Genomic DNA, 16,892 nt, shown 5'->3' with positions numbered 1-16,892 from the left:
TTTTAATCAGGTTTTAAATACTAATTTTTAACTTATTACATTCAAATTCAATATATGATCGGGTTTGTATTAATTGCTTTTGAAGCTGTTTGAGCTCTTTTGTAGATTCTTTTTCAACCTTCATATAAGTCTCAATTAGACTCAGCATCATATTAATATCGCTTATACTGTTATAAATAACTTCATTTAATTTTTTTTCTTCATCATATCGTATGGATTTAAATACTACCTTTACGCAAAACGCCATTTTTTGTTCTAAGCTTCTAATCAATTTTTTTGTATGTATCTCCATTCCGCTTTTCTCCGAATTCATTTTTTATTCTTCACTATTGTAATCTTATTTATAATTTTCCTTATACATTATTTTTTGTATTTTTTACCCAAAAAGAATTCTTTCATTATACAAAATAACGACTATTGCACAAACTTTAAGTTAATTTTACATTCAATATCTTCTTTTCCATTTAGATTATTTTATATTCTTACTATTAATTGAAAATGTATTATTTATATAATTATTATAAAAAAAGAAGAGGTACTTTAATATTTTTCTAAAAGCTACTTATTATGTAAAAACAAGTAGCTTCGTTATATCATTACATTATCTTTTCTACATTCCCACATTGATATTGAGACATATCAAGTGCTTTCTTAAATAAAAGAATACTAATTATCCCTATAAGTCCAAACAAGATGCTCATCCCCAAAGAATTAATTAGAGAACTCATCATAATTCCAAACGCTCCAACCATTTTTGCAATTTGAAATATCATTCCGTTAATAGCCATATACGAACTTCTAGCGTCAGTACGGGCCATATCTGCTCGAAGTGACTGGCTTACTGGAACATACATCATCTCTCCTATCGTTTGAAGTAGACCTGCTAGTAATAAAATCCAAAAGCTATTACTTGATCCCAATATCATAAATCCCATTGTATACAAAAATAAACCAATAAATAGTACTTTTCGGTCATGAAAATATTTCATAAACTTCACGATAAAAGCTGAAAATAGAAGGATGCATACTGTATTCTCAGCGGAGATCCAACTAAGCATACGTATACCTGTTAAATCAAAGTAATTCCCATTCCATAATGAAAATGTTATCGTTTCAAATTCCTGTTGCAGACGGACCCCGATATAATTATTGATTTGGAATTCTAATGACAATGTACATAGGCTTGCACAGCATAGTATCATAAATGCTCGGTCTTTTACTACAACTCGATAATTATTTACCATGTCCTGCAACACATTTTTCTTTTCAATTTTCTTTTGAACTACATATACTTCTTCCATATAAAATGTAATCAAATATAATGTTAATAATGCAATACCTGTCAATAATATAAATAATTGAAATCGATATTGTTCAAAAAGAATTCCTCCAAGAATAGCACCAATCGCTATAGACAAGTTGACTGCCCAGTAATTAATACTGTACATCATTTTTCTATTTTCTGGTGTACTCACATCAATTAACATTGCTTCTGCTGCCGGATTCATTAATCCAGCACCAATACTATTTATAAGCATAAACAAAAATGTAAACCCAGGTGAATCAATATAATTTGAGTTTGCAATTCCCATACAGGCGATGGAAATCACCTGTATCACTTGTCCGATAATCATGACCTGCTTGCGCCCTAATATATCAGAAATATAACCTCCATATAGTCCTACAATAAGTGATGTAATTACATTTAATAACAATAAAAATCCAGCCAATGCTGCTCCTAATTTTATGGAAAAATAAATTGCCATAAATGGAAAAATCATAATTCCTACTGTACGAGTTAAAAAAGATGTAACTATTCTAATCTTAATATTGAGATGCATAGATTTAATTTCCACTATTTTCCCCTCCTTAGTGTTTTCATTTTACTTTGAAGAAGGGGAATGCGTCAAACTCCCTAAACCCAGTTATACCCATTTATTTATACAACAAATCCAAAATAATTTTTCTATACTGGAAATTACAGGGGATAGAAACGGATCGTAGGGTAGCTATAATTATTGTCAATCTAAAAAATAAAAAGTTTACAAAAAAATAACCCCTTTACAAGGGGTTACGCCATTTTCTCTCCTGCTTCTTCTCTAAAGAAGCTCTTCATCGCATGAAATACATCTGCTTTTTGCTTTAAAATATAATATCTGAAATTCTCATCTTTAATATTTTTATAGGCTGACATGAGGGTACTGTGGCGGTTGTATTGGTTCACTTCCCCATACCCAAACATATTACACTTCTTCATCAACTCTTCAACAAGCTTTACACATCTAGCATTATCTGATGTTAAATTATCACCGTCTGAAAAATGGAATGGATAAATATTATAGCGGTCTGGTGAGTATTTATTATCAATTAGCTCGAGTGCTTTTTTGTATACAGAAGAACAAATTGTTCCGCCACTTTCTCCTTTTGAGAAAAACTCTTCCTCTGGAACTACTTTTGCCTCCGTATGATGGGCAATAAATTCAATATCTACTGTTTCATACTTTGTGCGTAGAAATCTCGTCATCCAGAAAAAGAAGCTCCGTGCCATATATTTCTCCCATATCCCCATCGATCCACTCGTATCCATCATCGCTAATACAACAGCTTTTGAATCTGGCTTTAATACTTCATTCCAAGTGCGGAACTTTAAATCTTCTTGATGAATTGGGTGGAAAGATGCTTTACCACGCATCGCATTTCGTTTATATGCGGATATCATCGTTCTTTTCTTATCGATGTTGCCCCATAATCCAGTTTTTCTAATATCATTAAATTCAACATGTTCAATCCGGTTTTCATCCATTTCTTTTCTCTTTAAATTAGGTAATTCTAATTCTTTGAAAAATGCTTGCTCTAATTCTAAAATAGAGACTTCAGCTTCATAATAATCTTCTCCAGCCGCATCCCCTGCTCCTTGCCCTTTTCCTGGTCCTTTTTGCTTTTGACCACCTGATCCATCTCTCGCAACGACATCACCAACTTTGCTGTCACCATTTCCTTGCCCAACGTGTTTGTTTTTATCATAATTGTACCTAATCTTATATTCATCTAAAGAACGAATCGGTATTTTCACAACATCCTTACCATTAGACATAACAATACTTTCTTCTGTTACAAGATCGGGTAAATTATTCTTAATTGCCTCTTGCACTTTCTCTTGATGGCGTTGTTGGTCGTCATATCCTTTGCGATGGAGGGACCAGTTTTCCTGTGAAATCGTATAATTTGGTTGATTTTCTTCACCCATTTCTTTCCCTCCTTACTGTAATTGTCTTCCTATATGAACAGCAAGCTAGAAATTTTGTTTTATACTGTGCAAGCAAGAATGAAAGGTAACTGCCCATCGAAAATCATCCCATAAACATATATAACGTTTTTCATATAATACTCCGAGCATCCTAAACAAAATTTTGCCACTCATATAATAGAAATGACATTTAACCGTCGATAAGAAAGAAACACAATGCATTGTTGCACACATTTTCACTTTGCAACATATTGTATTGTGTTGGCTTTTTTCGTATGAATGGTTGGTTACTCTATCATATGCATATTGTAAAAATAATTGACAATAAATTCATAAAATTGCATCTTAATTTATTACATTTGGACAAGGTATGACACTTTATACACATATGAACGGATAATAAAACGCTGTCCCGCAAAATACAAGAGACAGCGTTTTGTTATCAAACTATCTGTTTAACAAGCTACCTACATAGCGTAGTAATTCATTTGCTGAAGAAGAATTATAGCCATGCTCATCAATTAAACGCGCAACAACATCATTGATTTTCTTAAGCTGATTTTCGTCCGGCGTTTTCGTTGATGTTGTAATTTTCACTATATCTTTTAAATCAGCAAATAGTTTTTTCTGAATCGCTTCACGAAGACGTTCATGTGAATTATAATCAAAGCGTTTTCCTTTACGGGCATAAGCAGAAATGCGAATTAAAATCTCTTCACGGAACGCTTTCTTAGCATTTTCTGAAATTCCAATTTGCTCTTCAATTGAGCGCATTAATTTTTCATCTGGACTCATTTCTTCTCCTGTTAACGGATCACGTAATTTCGATTTATTGCAGTACGCCTCGACGTTATCTAAGTAATTATCCATAAGCGTCTTAGCTGATTCTTCATATGAATAAACAAACGCTTTTTGTACTTCTTTCTTCGCGATTTCATCGTATTCTTTTCTCGCTAATGAGATGAAGTTCATGTAACGTTCACGGTCTTCATTACTAATGGATGGATGCTGATCTAGCCCATCTTTTAAAGATCTAAGTACATCTAACGCGTTAATAGATGGTACCTCTTTTCGAATGATTGTAGACGAAATTCGGTTAATGACATAACGAGGATCAATACCCTTCATACCTTCATCTTGATATTCGCGTTGTAATTCTTCTACATCAATCGCATTATAACCTTCTACCGTTTCTCCATCATACAAACGCATCTTTTTAATTAAATCAATATCCGGACGCTTCGGATCTTTTAAACGAGTTAAAATAGTGAACATTGCTGCAACGCGAAGTGTGTGTGGTGCAATGTGAACATTCGATACATCACTTTCACGAATCATTTTTTCATAAATATGTTCTTCTTCACTTACCCGTAAATTATAAGGAACTGGCATTACAATAATTCTTGAGTGCAATGCTTCATTTTTCTTATTTGCTATAAATGAGCGATACTCTGTTTCATTCGTATGCGCTACAATTAATTCATCTGCTGAAATAAGCGCAAATCTTCCCGCTTTGAAATTCCCTTCTTGCGTAAGTGATAATAAGTGCCATAAAAACTTCTCATCGCATTTTAACATCTCTTGGAACTCCATCATTCCTCGGTTTGCCTTATTTAATTCTCCATCAAATCGATACGCACGCGGGTCTGATTCTGAACCATATTCTGCAATCGTAGAAAAGTCCAGACTACCTGTTAAATCTGCAATATCTTGTGATTTTGGATCAGACGGGCTAAATGTACCAATCCCTGTACGGCGATCTTCAGAGAAGAAAATACGCTCTACAACTACATCCTCAATTCTTGATCCGTATTCTTGCTCTAAACGCATGACATTTAGTGGTGATAAATTCCCTTCAATTCTAACCCCATACTCATCAAAGAAATCATCTCGTAAATGATGTGGAATTAAATGCAGTGGATCCTCGTGCATTGGGCATCCTTTAATTGCAAAAATTGCTCCGCGATCTGTTCTTGAATATGTTTCTAATCCTCGTTTCAACATTGTAACTAACGTTGATTTCCCTCCACTAACAGGCCCCATTAATAATAAAATTCTTTTTCTAACATCTAATCGTTTTGCAGATGGATGAAAATATTCCTCTACAAGACGTTCTAGAGCATCCTCTAATCCAAAGAGCTGATTACTAAAGAAGTTATACTTTCTTCTACCATCAACTTCTTCAATTCCAGCATCTTTTATCATATTGTAAATGCGAGAGTGTGCTGTTTGAGCCACCCATGGTCTTTCTTTCACAAGCTCCAAATACTCCGCAAACGTACCTTCCCATTGTAAACGTTCTTCTGCTTCTCGGTGCTGTTCAATCTTTTTTAGAATATCCATTATAGCTCCTCCCCCATCTCCTTGTTCAATCGGATTATTATAAAAGGTATGCTAGGATGTCCTTAAACATTCTTTAAATCAAAACGAAATATATAATAGCACGCTAAAATTCTCTCCAAAATTCAAAGAAAATTCTGTATAATATAGGTATTAACGTTTTTACACTGCTATTCATTATAAATAAATTCTTTTCTTCTAAGAACCTTACATACATTTTGGATAATAAATAAAACTCATGAACCGAAAAAAGTAAGGAGGATATTAGTATGAAATTATTATTAATTTTAGGTGTATCACTCACATTTCTTACAGCTATTTTTACATCCGGTTACAACGACAAACCAGGTACACATAAAAAATGATGTGCTTTTAGCACATCATTTTTTTATTTATAATACATATTTTCCATATCATATTTGGATATTGGTCGGCTATAATAATAACCTTGTACAAGCTTCACATTCTTTTCTTTCAAAAACTGTATTTGCTCCTTTTTTTCTACTCCCTCTGCAATTACATTCAATTCTAAAGTATGAGCTAAATGAATAATTGCAGCTGTAATATTCGTATCACGTTCATCTATATGTATACCCTCCATAAAAGAACGATCAATTTTTAAAGTATCAATTGGATATGTTTTTAAATAACTTAAAGATGAATAGCCTGTTCCAAAATCATCTAAATGAATCTTTAAATTTTGTTCTTTTAATTGTATTAACACTCTCTTCGATATATCTTTATGTATAAGAGCTCCTTCTGTAACCTCTATCGCTAATAAATGAGCCGGTACATTGTACTTATGTAAAGCCCGTGTAATCATCTCTATTAATGTAATAGAACGAAAGTGTCTAGCTGAAATATTAACCGCAATTGGGACCACTTCATATCCTTTATTTAACCATTCGCGCAGTTGCTGACACACTTGATTTACTACCCATTCATCGAGCTTAATAATAAAGCCTGTTCTTTCTGCCAACGGAATAAATTGGTTTGGAGAAACAAGTCCTAATTCCTTATTCTCCCACCTTATTAAAGCTTCCATACTAGCTATTTTTTTCGTTTCAATATTAATTTGTGGCTGATAATATAAGAAAAATTCATTTTTTTCTATAGCACGATGTAACTGGTTTTCTATTATAAACCTTTGTTCACGCTCACAGTCTAATCCACTACAATAAAAATGATAATGTCCTTTTCCTTTTTCTTTTGCTTTTTCTAAAGCAGCATCGACTCTCTGAAATAGTATTTTTTCATCTTCTCCATCTGCTGGAACCATTACAATTCCAATTGACGCACTTAAATATACATCTTCTTCTTCGATTACAAAAGATTCACTAATATTTTTCAGTATGCTTTTTGCAATTTCCTCTACATATTCTTTCGTTATATTTTCTATCAACATAACAAATTGATCATCGTGTTATCTAAATAAGTGCATATCTTCTATTTTTAGATTGCTTAAACATTCTGTAACTTTTTGTAATACTTTATCTCCCTCTTTATGACCAAATGTATCATTAATACGATGAAACTCATCTAAATCTATAAATACAAGTGCAAAATTTACACTCTCATTTAAAAAAGTATTTAACTTATTTGTACATGAAATTCTATTCATTAATCCCGTTAACTGGTCATAGTAAGCTAAATATTCTGTTCGCATTTCGTTTAATACTTGCCTTGTAACATCTCTCGTAACAATATAAATCCCAACAATTTCACCGTTCACAATAATCGGGATAGTTCTCAAAGAAATATATAGCTCGTACCCTTCTTTATGAACATATTTCTTTGAAACAATTTGTTTTGCTTTTCCTTGCATCGATCCCTTAAATATAATTTGAAAATCTTTTTCATATTCTTTATTAATGAATTCAAAAATAAATTTATTATTTAATTCCTCATACCGGTATCCAAATATTTCATACGTTGCCGGATTTGCATATGTAACTCTCCCTATAGAATCTATAGATATAATTGAGTCATTATTATATTCCAGTAACGACTTAAATAACATTTGTTTTTCCTCTATCTCTGTCTTCTCCTCAATTTGAGCTGTAATATCTCTTGTAATACAAATAATAAATTGACATATTCCTTCTTCGTCGCAGACAGGATTAAGTGAAGATTCATAATGTATCTCACCTTTTGGTAAATTGACTACATCACAAAAGGTGTGTGCTTTCGCTTCTCTCACTACTTTTGCATATTGCCTTTGCAATATCCCCGCTATATCTTTTGGTAATACTTCTGCAAAAGTTTTTCCATAGCACTCTTCGCTTAACCTAGCATAATCCATTCCTATTTTATTCACATACATATATTGAAACGTTTCATTATCAATAACTTTCAATATGAATACTAAATCTTGAATAGCATGTAATAATCCTTGTCTAATTAAATCCATATCTATCATACTTAAAAAGGTATTTTGATTACTATATTCTTCCTTCATATTTATCTCAACCCGTCTTATCTATTTTTAATCATATATCCCATTCTATATGATTATGTCTCCTCTTTTAAATGTATGATTATATATTATTTTTATTTTATAAAAAAAAGTCGCCATATGGCGACTTTTAATAAACGATTTCTAAATCTAATCCAGGGTAATTTTGTTGACGGAACGCTTCATAAATTAAAATTGCTGCTGTATTAGATAAATTTAATGAACGTACTTTATCTGTCATTGGAATACGTAAACAATGATCAAAGTTTTCTTCGATTACATTAGCTGGTAAGCCGTTTGTTTCTCTTCCAAATACAAAATAGTAATCCTTCTCGCGCTTGCTATAGTCAAACGCTGTATGAGCTTTCTCGCCATACTTTGTTAAATAGAAGAATTCACCGTCTTTATTTTTTTCATAAAATTCTTCAATTGAATCATAGTACGTAATTTTTACGTGCTGCCAATAATCTAATCCTGCACGCTTTAACATTTTATCATCCGTTGAAAATCCAAGCGGTCTGATCAAATGTAATTCTGTTCCAGTTGCTGCACAAGTACGAGCAATATTCCCTGTATTTGCTGGAATTTCTGGCTGATATAAAACAACATGTACTCCCACGCGATATTCACCTCTGTTTTTTGTCTACTACGTATTATACCACTTGAGCGAAAAATCTCTACCCATTAATAATATGAAAGAATTTATATTTCATTTGTGGTGTATATTTACTAGAGTCTTCATAGTTCCAATAACGTCGACGGCTATTCGCTGAATGTGCATTTACAAGCGGCATACCATCTGCATCTTTTGCTACTACAATCGTCGTATGATTCCATCTTCCGTCATCCTCGAAATCATAAGCAATGACATCTCCAAGAATAAGTTCTTCTGGCCTCTCTACCGCCTCTGCTCGAAGTCCTGTTGTAGCACCTGACAAATACCAATAAAAAGAATGTGCAACAGCCCAGCTCCAGCTCCACTGATTCTCCCTTTGCCACCATCCTTTACGAATATTGGGATATCCGCTCATAGGTACTTCTCCAGTATGAAGACATTGAGAAATGAAATTCGTACAATTATCAGGGAAATTACGATACATAGGATTTCGGTCATCCCACCAACGCTCTGCATATTTCACTGCCTCTAAACGATTATACTGATAAGAACCGTACTTCTCTTTCGTAATTTCCCTTTCTAATGTCTCACCCATTCTAATTTCTTCTGACACTTCAATAGCATAATCGCCTATAATCCGACTATTATTTAAACAAACTCTTCGTTTTAATTGTTCCTCTTCAATATAAAATAATTCTTTATGCTTAATTAAATATTTAAAATGTATTTGATAATCAATTTCTTGATGGTCATTACTATTTAATTGTCTAATGAAAGAAACATCCGCAGTTGCTTTCACTATATGTGCACTACGTCTTTGAAACAATTGTTTCTTTCTCAGTGCCATTTGTAGTAAATCCTCAGCAATACCATCCACATTCGTTCTTTTCTCCGTTATATATGCTAAAAATTGTTGTAATTGGTTTTCAATCTTCGTTTTTACAACCATTCTGTCTCCCTCCCATATTACAATATGAAAAAGGGAAATATTATCTACTCTTTTTTCTGTGCTAACAATTCAAGCCCGCGATTCATTTCATGAAGCACTTCTTCATCTTTCTCACGTTCCATCGCTTTCTCAATCGCTTCGCCTACTCCATCTCCGCCAATTTTCCCAAGTGCCCATGCTGCCGTTCCGCGTAATACTGGTCTTGGGTCATCTTTCATAACACCAATTAAATCAGGAATTGCCGATGTTTCTTTAAAATGTGCTAATGCTAAAATCGCATTTCTTTGCAGTGGCTTTTTCCCTCTCCATGACCCTGACATAATCCCATATTTCTCTTTAAAATCACGATTACTAATTGTTAAAAGTGGCGTTAATAATGGTTTAACTAGCTCAGGATCCGGCTCCATCTCAGGATGATTATGAAAATCCATTCCTTTGTTTTTCGGGCAAACAGTCTGACACGTATCACATCCATATATACGATTTCCTATTTTATCGCGATATTCTTCAGGTAGGAATCCTTTCGTCTGTGTTAAAAACGCAATGCACTTCTTCGAATCTAACTGTCCCCCCTGTATTAAAGCACCGGTAGGACAAATATCGATACATTTCGTACAGCCCCCGCATTGATCTTCTATCGGCTTATCTGGCGGGAATGGAACATTTGTAATCATTTCCCCTAAGTATACGTACGAACCAAATTCAGGTGTAATAATAGAGCAGTTTTTACCGCTCCATCCAATGCCTGCACGCTCTGATACAGCTCGATCACTTAATTCACCTGTATCAACCATGGACTTCACTTCTATATCCGGAAGTTTTTCAATTAAATATGCTTCTAATTTTTGCAAACGATCTCGTAAAACAAGATGATAATCTTGTCCCCAAGAAGCACGACAAAAAATCCCACGGCGTTCTCCACGCTTACTTAATGGTGCATTTTTTAATTTTGAAGGATATGCTAAAGCAATCGCAATAATTGATTTAGCACCCGGTAATAACAGTTGCGGATTCGTTCTCTTCTCTATATCAGGCTCTTCAAATCCAGATTGATAATTTAATTGTTGTTGCTGGATTAAGCGCTGCTTTAATTCCTCAAAAGGAGAAGCACTCGCAAAGCCTATTTTATCTATGCCAATTGTTTTACTATACGCAATTACATCTTGCTTTAATTGTTCAAAATCCACTCTTAATCGCCTCCTCAGATGAATCCATCCCTTATGTAACGACTCTATTGGTTAGTAATTCACTTTTGGAATACTATTATTTACTTCTATTTTCGCATGTAATTAGGTTTTTCAAACATTAAAAAACGCAATGCCTCGTTTATCTCGGAAACGAAACACTGCGTTGATCACAATTTATAGAAAAACATTTAATAAAATTTGGAGCGGGTGAAGAGAATCGAACTCTCGACCAGAGCTTGGAAGGCTCTTGTTTTACCACTAAACTACACCCGCAAATATGAATTACATATAAGATATTAGAATAACTTATGTAAAGTAGTATAGCATGTAAAAAAAGTAGAGGCAAGAATTTTATCGAAAAAAGTCGAAAAAGTGATGAGAGACCTCATCACTTTTTCAATTCTTTATCAATTGCCTTCTTCATACTATCGAAATCAGGGTTTGCAAGATTTCCGTTTACATATACAGAAGGAGCACCTTGAACTTTTAATTTTTGAGCACGATCTGAATCTTTACGTACTTTTTCTTTAATGTCTTTACTGTGTAAATCTTTCTTAAATTGCTCTACATCAACTTTTGGAAGTTTTTCTTTCACAATGCTAAGAAGCAAATCTTCTGTAATCCATTCTTCCGTATCTTTCTTTTGATTTTGATAAATCTCATCATAGAAAATCCAGAATGAATCTTTATCTTGTTTATAAATTGCTTCACCAGCTGCTGCACCTAAATCCGAGTCTTTTCCGATAAATGGGAAGTTAATAAAATATAACTGCACTTTGCCTTTATCAATATACTCTTCTTTTAATCGAGGTAATACTGTTACATCCCAAGTACGACAAGCAGGACATTTAAAGTCTCCAAATTCAACTACCTTAACTGGAGCATCATCTTTCCCTAAAGATTGTTGCGTAGAATAAGCAAACATCTCATTCCCTTTATCTTTTTTGTCATTTATGATGCTATACGCAATTGTTCCAATTACAATCAATACTGCGATAGAAAAAACTATACCAAGAGCCATGAGTTTATTTGATTTCATATACATTCCTCTTTAAATTCATATTCTGTATACAGCATTGTACACAATACACATAATATCAACACTTATATACGTCACGCAATGAACACGCTCACATAAATTACAAAAACACAATAATTGTGACGATATTGTGTCACAATTTGTCACAATTTATTCAAAAAAAGAAGCTCCTCTGTAGGAACTTCTCTTAACTTACTGCTTTTTTACGCGCGCTATTTAACATCGACTGCTCTATTTTTATATCATGACGAATTACTAATTTCTCACTAACTGCTTGAACATACTCATCATGGCTTATATAGCCTTCTTTCTCCATTAGTCTCAAAACGACATTTCGTCTCTCTACTGCTTTATCATAGTTTTGGGCAGGTGAGTAATAAGCAGGTGCTTTTACTACAGCAGCCATCATTGCACTTTCAGCCAACGTTAATTGGTTCACCTTTTTACCGAAGTAAAGGTTTGCTGCTTTTTCAATTCCCCACGCTCCTTCTCCATAATAAATATTACTTACATATAATTTTAAAATTTCATCCTTCGTAAATGTGCGTTCAATTTTTTTCGTATAAAAAATCTCTTTCCACTTACGAGAAAATGTACGTTCATTTGTTAAAAAGGCATTTTTAGATAGCTGTTGTGTAATCGTGCTTCCTCCTTGCACGACACCACCAGCCTTTATATTCTCAACTGAGGCCCTAATAATTGCTATATAATCTAAACCGTTATGATGATAAAATCTTTTATCTTCTGTCGCAATAAATGCATGTGTTAATGATTCTGGCACCTCTAACTTAGCCGGTACATGTAATTTACTAATATCACTTTTCTCAATCATTACATTTCCAATGAATAATAACGTACAACTTAACAATAATAATAATATAATGGCTTTATAAAAAAGTTTAGTCATTGGATTTAATGCAACTTTTTGATGATAGTTCACCCTAGATAATACTCGTTCTTTCATCTTGAACACCTCTTTTCCACACAGCATATAACTCTTACTTTAAGAATACATTGTTGTAAAAAAATATCCCATCGATTTCTCTTACACGTACCTTACATCATTGTAAGGTATAAAGTGAAACTTTAATGAGCCCTCATCAATCAGGCTTACTGCCCAGCAAATAGTGGGATAAAAAAGTATTGTATCACAGTATTTTTTTATCTACTATTCATCTGAAATATTGAATATAGGTTATGTTAAAGCACGAATAACCAATAAAAGAGAAACCCTTAAGACTATTATATTTTCACTTTACACTTTAATTATATCATCTACAAATATATATACTTTTGACTACCTAGTAATCTAAATGTATATAACATATAGATTTATTATACAGAACAAACGTTCTAAAAATCAATACTAGTGCTATTATTATTTTGACCTTTTTCTTAAACAGTATACAAAAAAGAGTAGTGATTCGAATGTATCTCAAATCGGCTACTCTTTTCTTTACAATCTTCCTATTAAATTATACGGCTGTACTTCCCACGTTTCATACGGAATAAAATGTGTTGCTCTCATTGCATCAAGCGTTCTGGATTTCATATGAGGACGCGTTATATACTCATCTATGTTCTCTTCATTTAAATCAACAAATTTAGCCTCTTGTATCTCTTCAGGTTGAGTTTTTATTTCACCACTTATATATGCTACTTTAAAAACAACAGCTAGAATATGCATAGAGGTATTATAATAAACCCCTGTAATTCCGATAGGCTTCACCGTTAACCCTGTTTCCTCTTTTATTTCCCTACAGACAGCTTGATCGAGCGCTTCGCCTTCTTCTACCTGTCCTCCTGGCAACTCCCACGTATCAGCTCGCCAGTGCACTTTTGTTAATAACACTTCATTTTTTTCATTTGTTAAATAACCTGCTACAGCAACTATATGCTTTGGTGTCTTATGTTCCATATTAAGCCTCCTAGAGATAATGAATATTATATATATCCCTATAATCATATTCACTACCTACAACAAAATACCTTTAATACTTCATCACCTTAATTAACTTCATAAAAAAGACCCTATCCGCTAAGCGAAAAGGGTCATCTATCGTATTACTCTCCTAAGTCTACGTTGTGATAAACTTGTTGAACATCTTCCAAATCTTCTAATGCATCAACCATTTTCTCAAATTGTGCTTGAGCATCTTCAGGAAGTGTTACATCACTTTGTGCAAGCATTGTTAATTCTGCAACTGTAAACTCCTCAACGCCAGCACCTTTAAGTGCAGATTGTACTGCATGGAATTGATCTGGTTCAGCATACACGATAACAGAATCTTCTTCTTCTAGAATGTCACGTGCATCTACATCTGCTTCCATTAAAATTTCAAGAACTTCATCTGATGTTTTACCTTCAAGGCCGATAACAGCTGTCGCATCAAACATGTAAGCTACAGAACCGTTCACACCCATATTACCACTATTTTTGCTAAATGCAGCTCGTACATCTGCTGCAGTACGGTTTACGTTATTTGTAAGTGTATCTACAATAACCATAGCTCCATTTGGTCCGAATCCTTCATAACGAAGCTCGTCATAATTTTCTTCTGAACCGCCTTTTGCTTTTTCAACTGCACGATCAATAATTGTTCTTGGAACATTGTATGTTTTCGCACGCTCTAATACAACTCTTAGCGCTTGGTTTGATTCTGGATCTGGCTCGCCTTGTTTTGCTGCCACATAAATTTCACGCCCAAATTTCGCGTATATACGGCTTGTATTTGCATCTTTTGATGCTTTTTTGTCTTTAATATTGTTCCATTTACGGCCCATACTTTCCACTCTCTTTCCCGTTTTAAATCTACATAAAAATATTAATATGAAATATAATGTGTGTTCAACACATTTTTAAAAGAAATATAAAAAGTTCATTTTTGATTCATATTACAGACATAATATAAATCACTATCATTTTGTTCTTTCGACAAGTTATATTATACATGAATTCCTACGTTTATTACGAATTTTAGAAGCACATAGTATAATTTAACAAAAAGACTCTAACATTTCTGTTAGAGTCTTTTTATATTGCCGATACCGATTTCTATAATATTTCCATAATTACTTTCTATTGTTATATAATAAAAATAGGAAATAATTTGAAGAAAAGATGGAGGGAGAATTATGACACATTCAAAAGACAAAAAATCACATGCTTTTAAAGGAATAGGAGATAAGTTAAACCCAACTATCTATCAAGTAAGATTCATGAAATTAGATGAAACAATCCAATTTGAGGCGTTTCCTGAATTGAAGGAATTAGGGGACTGGTTAAGTACTTCAACACATATGTGGGCGTGCCACTCAACTATGTATAAGTACAACAGAGAAGAGTTTGAAAAGAAGTTTTTAGAAATTACAAACTTAACCGTTGATAATGTACTAATATCTACTGGTGGTGTCGGATTTAACTTCATGTCACCGGGGTGGAGAAATTCTCTCTAGAGTGCTCGAAAGGAATATTGTATATGCAATATTTTTTCTGCTTATTTTGTCATGTAATGAAAAGAAAACAAAAAAGCTCTATACTAATTGTATAGAGCTTTTTTACGCCGTTCATGATACCGATGGTCGGGGTCGAACCGACACTCCCGAAGGAACACGATTTTGAGTCGTGCGCGTCTGCCAATTCCGCCACATCGGCACAAAAGAAAAGGCGGCAACCGGATTTGAACCGGTGATAAAGGTTTTGCAGACCTCTGCCTTACCACTTGGCTATGCCGCCATATAAAATTTTATTGGAGCGGAAGACGGGATTCGAACCCGCGACCCCAACCTTGGCAAGGTTGTATTCTACCACTGAACTACTTCCGCAAAAATGGCTGGGCTAGCTGGATTCGAACCAGCGCATGACGGAGTCAAAGTCCGTTGCCTTACCGCTTGGCTATAGCCCATCGAATTCTTACTTAATTATATGTAAGTATCCATTAGATTATTTGTAATTTTTAAAATAAAAATGGGGCGACTGATGGGAATCGAACCCACGAATGCCGGAGCCACAATCCGGTGCGTTAACCACTTCGCCACAACCGCCATGTTGTGTAAATATATATTTGGCAGGGGCAGTAGGAATCGAACCCACACTGGAGGTTTTGGAGACCTCAGTTCTACCTTTAAACTATGCCCCTATGTAAATGGTGGAGGGGGGCAGATTCGAACTGCCGAACCCGAAGGAGCGGATTTACAGTCCGCCGCGTTTAGCCACTTCGCTACCCCTCCGAAACTTACATGGTGCCGGCTAGAGGACTTGAACCCCCAACCTACTGATTACAAGTCAGTTGCTCTACCAATTGAGCTAAGCCGGCATATTTTATTAAAATAAATGGTGGCTCGGGACGGAATCGAACCGCCGACACGAGGATTTTCAGTCCTCTGCTCTACCGACTGAGCTACCGAGCCTTATTAAAATGGCGGTCCCGACCGGGGTCGAACCGGCGATCTCCTGCGTGACAGGCAGGCATGTTAACCACTACACCACGGGACCATTTGGTTGCGGGGACAGGATTTGAACCTGCGACCTTCGGGTTATGAGCCCGACGAGCTACCGTGCTGCTCCACCCCGCGATAATACTATTCATATAAAAATTATATGGTGGAGGATGACGGGATCGAACCGCCGACCCCCTGCTTGTAAGGCAGGTGCTCTCCCAGCTGAGCTAATCCTCCAAAGTGGTGACCCGTACGGGATTCGAACCCGTGTTACCGCCGTGAAAGGGCGGTGTCTTAACCACTTGACCAACGGGCCAAATATTATAAATCCTATGGCGGAGAGCAAGGGATTCGAACCCTTGATACGCTTGTGACGTATACACGATTTCCAATCGTGCTCCTTCGGCCAACTCGGACAGCTCTCCAATGGCTCCGCAGGTAGGAATCGAACCTACGACCGATCGGTTAACAGCCGATAGCTCTACCGCTGAGCTACTGCGGAATAATATTGCCTGGCAACGTCCTACTCTCACAGGGACAAGGTCCCAACTACCATCGGCGCTAGAGAGCTTAACTTCCGTGTTCGGTATGGGAACGGGTGTGACCTCTCTGCCATCAT

General features: G+C 34.9%; 12 protein-coding genes, 16 tRNA genes, 1 rRNA gene and 1 pseudogene. 1 reads left to right on the top strand and 29 read right to left on the bottom strand.

Annotated features, from left to right (window positions below; all coding sequences use genetic code 11):
* Positions 1-13 precede the first annotated feature (13 nt).
* The 13 genes and pseudogenes from ACTFRH_RS29860 to ACTFRH_RS29800 all read right to left on the bottom strand — a co-directional run bounded on the left by ACTFRH_RS29860 (position 14) and on the right by ACTFRH_RS29800 (position 14,617).
* Positions 14-292, bottom strand: a complete 279-nt coding sequence (locus tag ACTFRH_RS29860) for a hypothetical protein (RefSeq protein WP_000402455.1) — start codon at positions 290-292, stop codon at positions 14-16.
* Positions 293-596: 304 nt separating this feature from the next.
* Positions 597-1,841 (bottom strand): MDR family MFS transporter, encoded by a 1,245-nt coding sequence (locus tag ACTFRH_RS29855; protein ID WP_033703500.1) that lies wholly within the window; start codon positions 1,839-1,841, stop codon positions 597-599.
* Positions 1,842-2,071: 230 nt separating this feature from the next.
* On the bottom strand, positions 2,072-3,247 hold the full coding sequence (gene yhbH, locus ACTFRH_RS29850) for a sporulation protein YhbH (RefSeq protein WP_000503512.1): 1,176 nt from the start codon (positions 3,245-3,247) through the stop codon (positions 2,072-2,074).
* Positions 3,248-3,694: 447 nt separating this feature from the next.
* Positions 3,695-5,590, bottom strand: a complete 1,896-nt coding sequence (locus ACTFRH_RS29845) for a PrkA family serine protein kinase (protein ID WP_000353281.1) — start codon at positions 5,588-5,590, stop codon at positions 3,695-3,697.
* A 385-nt stretch (positions 5,591-5,975) separates the two neighbouring features.
* Positions 5,976-8,045 (bottom strand): annotated as a pseudogene (locus ACTFRH_RS29840) (sensor domain-containing protein).
* 127 nt (positions 8,046-8,172) lie between these two features.
* Complete coding sequence (gene trmL / locus ACTFRH_RS29835; protein ID WP_000538147.1) at positions 8,173-8,661, bottom strand: tRNA (uridine(34)/cytosine(34)/5-carboxymethylaminomethyluridine(34)-2'-O)-methyltransferase TrmL; 489 nt, start codon at positions 8,659-8,661, stop codon at positions 8,173-8,175.
* Positions 8,662-8,719: 58 nt separating this feature from the next.
* On the bottom strand, positions 8,720-9,607 hold the full coding sequence (locus ACTFRH_RS29830; protein ID WP_000260586.1) for an amidase domain-containing protein: 888 nt from the start codon (positions 9,605-9,607) through the stop codon (positions 8,720-8,722).
* Positions 9,608-9,651: 44 nt separating this feature from the next.
* Positions 9,652-10,794: a tRNA epoxyqueuosine(34) reductase QueG gene (queG, locus tag ACTFRH_RS29825; RefSeq protein ID WP_000345216.1), complete on the bottom strand. Its 1,143-nt coding sequence runs from the start codon at positions 10,792-10,794 to the stop codon at positions 9,652-9,654.
* 199 nt (positions 10,795-10,993) lie between these two features.
* Positions 10,994-11,067 (bottom strand) — tRNA-Gly (locus tag ACTFRH_RS29820).
* A gap of 115 nt (positions 11,068-11,182) precedes the next feature.
* Positions 11,183-11,833, bottom strand: coding sequence for a DsbA family protein (locus tag ACTFRH_RS29815; protein ID WP_000841306.1), 651 nt, complete (start codon positions 11,831-11,833; stop codon positions 11,183-11,185).
* Positions 11,834-12,020: 187 nt separating this feature from the next.
* Positions 12,021-12,797: a transglycosylase domain-containing protein gene (locus ACTFRH_RS29810; RefSeq protein WP_000664715.1), complete on the bottom strand. Its 777-nt coding sequence runs from the start codon at positions 12,795-12,797 to the stop codon at positions 12,021-12,023.
* A gap of 492 nt (positions 12,798-13,289) precedes the next feature.
* On the bottom strand, positions 13,290-13,751 hold the full coding sequence (locus ACTFRH_RS29805) for an NUDIX hydrolase (protein ID WP_000400456.1): 462 nt from the start codon (positions 13,749-13,751) through the stop codon (positions 13,290-13,292).
* Between the two features lie 146 nt (positions 13,752-13,897).
* The gene (locus tag ACTFRH_RS29800) at positions 13,898-14,617 is read right to left on the bottom strand and encodes a YebC/PmpR family DNA-binding transcriptional regulator (RefSeq protein ID WP_000532952.1); all 720 of its coding nucleotides are present in this window, start codon (positions 14,615-14,617) and stop codon (positions 13,898-13,900) included.
* A 351-nt stretch (positions 14,618-14,968) separates the two neighbouring features.
* On the opposite strand from ACTFRH_RS29800, the gene ACTFRH_RS29795 reads away from it, so the two are divergent.
* The gene (locus ACTFRH_RS29795) at positions 14,969-15,289 is read left to right on the top strand and encodes a DUF3884 family protein (protein WP_000149742.1); all 321 of its coding nucleotides are present in this window, start codon (positions 14,969-14,971) and stop codon (positions 15,287-15,289) included.
* 117 nt (positions 15,290-15,406) lie between these two features.
* Here ACTFRH_RS29795 and ACTFRH_RS29790 read toward each other — a convergent pair.
* The 16 genes from ACTFRH_RS29790 to rrf all read right to left on the bottom strand — a co-directional run.
* Positions 15,407-15,488: transfer RNA gene (locus tag ACTFRH_RS29790), tRNA-Leu, on the bottom strand.
* Positions 15,489-15,498: 10 nt separating this feature from the next.
* Positions 15,499-15,569 (bottom strand) — tRNA-Cys (locus tag ACTFRH_RS29785).
* Between the two features lie 14 nt (positions 15,570-15,583).
* Positions 15,584-15,658: transfer RNA gene (locus ACTFRH_RS29780), tRNA-Gly, on the bottom strand.
* Between the two features lie 5 nt (positions 15,659-15,663).
* Positions 15,664-15,738: transfer RNA gene (locus ACTFRH_RS29775), tRNA-Gln, on the bottom strand.
* Positions 15,739-15,801: 63 nt separating this feature from the next.
* A tRNA-His gene (locus ACTFRH_RS29770) sits at positions 15,802-15,877 on the bottom strand.
* Positions 15,878-15,898: 21 nt separating this feature from the next.
* Positions 15,899-15,972: transfer RNA gene (locus ACTFRH_RS29765), tRNA-Trp, on the bottom strand.
* A 7-nt stretch (positions 15,973-15,979) separates the two neighbouring features.
* Positions 15,980-16,063: transfer RNA gene (locus ACTFRH_RS29760), tRNA-Tyr, on the bottom strand.
* A gap of 10 nt (positions 16,064-16,073) precedes the next feature.
* Positions 16,074-16,149: transfer RNA gene (locus ACTFRH_RS29755), tRNA-Thr, on the bottom strand.
* Positions 16,150-16,167: 18 nt separating this feature from the next.
* A tRNA-Phe gene (locus ACTFRH_RS29750) sits at positions 16,168-16,243 on the bottom strand.
* Positions 16,244-16,252: 9 nt separating this feature from the next.
* A tRNA-Asp gene (locus ACTFRH_RS29745) sits at positions 16,253-16,328 on the bottom strand.
* 3 nt (positions 16,329-16,331) lie between these two features.
* Positions 16,332-16,408 (bottom strand) — tRNA-Met (locus tag ACTFRH_RS29740).
* Between the two features lie 26 nt (positions 16,409-16,434).
* Positions 16,435-16,510: transfer RNA gene (locus ACTFRH_RS29735), tRNA-Val, on the bottom strand.
* A 4-nt stretch (positions 16,511-16,514) separates the two neighbouring features.
* A tRNA-Glu gene (locus ACTFRH_RS29730) sits at positions 16,515-16,589 on the bottom strand.
* Between the two features lie 17 nt (positions 16,590-16,606).
* A tRNA-Ser gene (locus ACTFRH_RS29725) sits at positions 16,607-16,698 on the bottom strand.
* Positions 16,699-16,700: 2 nt separating this feature from the next.
* Positions 16,701-16,775: transfer RNA gene (locus tag ACTFRH_RS29720), tRNA-Asn, on the bottom strand.
* Between the two features lie 8 nt (positions 16,776-16,783).
* Positions 16,784-16,892: ribosomal RNA gene (rrf, locus tag ACTFRH_RS29715) — 5S ribosomal RNA — on the bottom strand; the annotation flags it as partial.

It is taken from the genome of Bacillus cereus group sp. MYBK216-1 (genome assembly GCF_051916495.1).
Classification (GTDB): domain Bacteria; phylum Bacillota; class Bacilli; order Bacillales; family Bacillaceae_G; genus Bacillus_A; species Bacillus_A thuringiensis_K.
This window is presented reverse-complemented; position numbering and strand designations above follow the sequence as displayed.

Bases quoted from the DNA above. Each gene is read 5' to 3' on its own strand.
- ACTFRH_RS29810 (WP_000664715.1), bottom strand. From the start codon at position 12,797: ATGAAAGAACGAGTATTATCTAGGGTGAACTATCATCAAAAAGTTGCA.
- ACTFRH_RS29800 (WP_000532952.1), bottom strand. From the start codon at position 14,617: ATGGGCCGTAAATGGAACAATATTAAAGACAAAAAAGCATCAAAAGAT.
- ACTFRH_RS29860 (WP_000402455.1), bottom strand. From the start codon at position 292: ATGGAGATACATACAAAAAAATTGATTAGAAGCTTAGAACAAAAAATG.
- ACTFRH_RS29805 (WP_000400456.1), bottom strand. From the start codon at position 13,751: ATGGAACATAAGACACCAAAGCATATAGTTGCTGTAGCAGGTTATTTA.
- ACTFRH_RS29845 (WP_000353281.1), bottom strand. From the start codon at position 5,590: ATGGATATTCTAAAAAAGATTGAACAGCACCGAGAAGCAGAAGAACGT.
- ACTFRH_RS29815 (WP_000841306.1), bottom strand. From the start codon at position 11,833: ATGAAATCAAATAAACTCATGGCTCTTGGTATAGTTTTTTCTATCGCA.
- ACTFRH_RS29795 (WP_000149742.1), top strand. From the start codon at position 14,969: ATGACACATTCAAAAGACAAAAAATCACATGCTTTTAAAGGAATAGGA.
- ACTFRH_RS29830 (WP_000260586.1), bottom strand. From the start codon at position 9,607: ATGGTTGTAAAAACGAAGATTGAAAACCAATTACAACAATTTTTAGCA.
- ACTFRH_RS29855 (WP_033703500.1), bottom strand. From the start codon at position 1,841: ATGCATCTCAATATTAAGATTAGAATAGTTACATCTTTTTTAACTCGT.
- yhbH (WP_000503512.1), bottom strand. From the start codon at position 3,247: ATGGGTGAAGAAAATCAACCAAATTATACGATTTCACAGGAAAACTGG.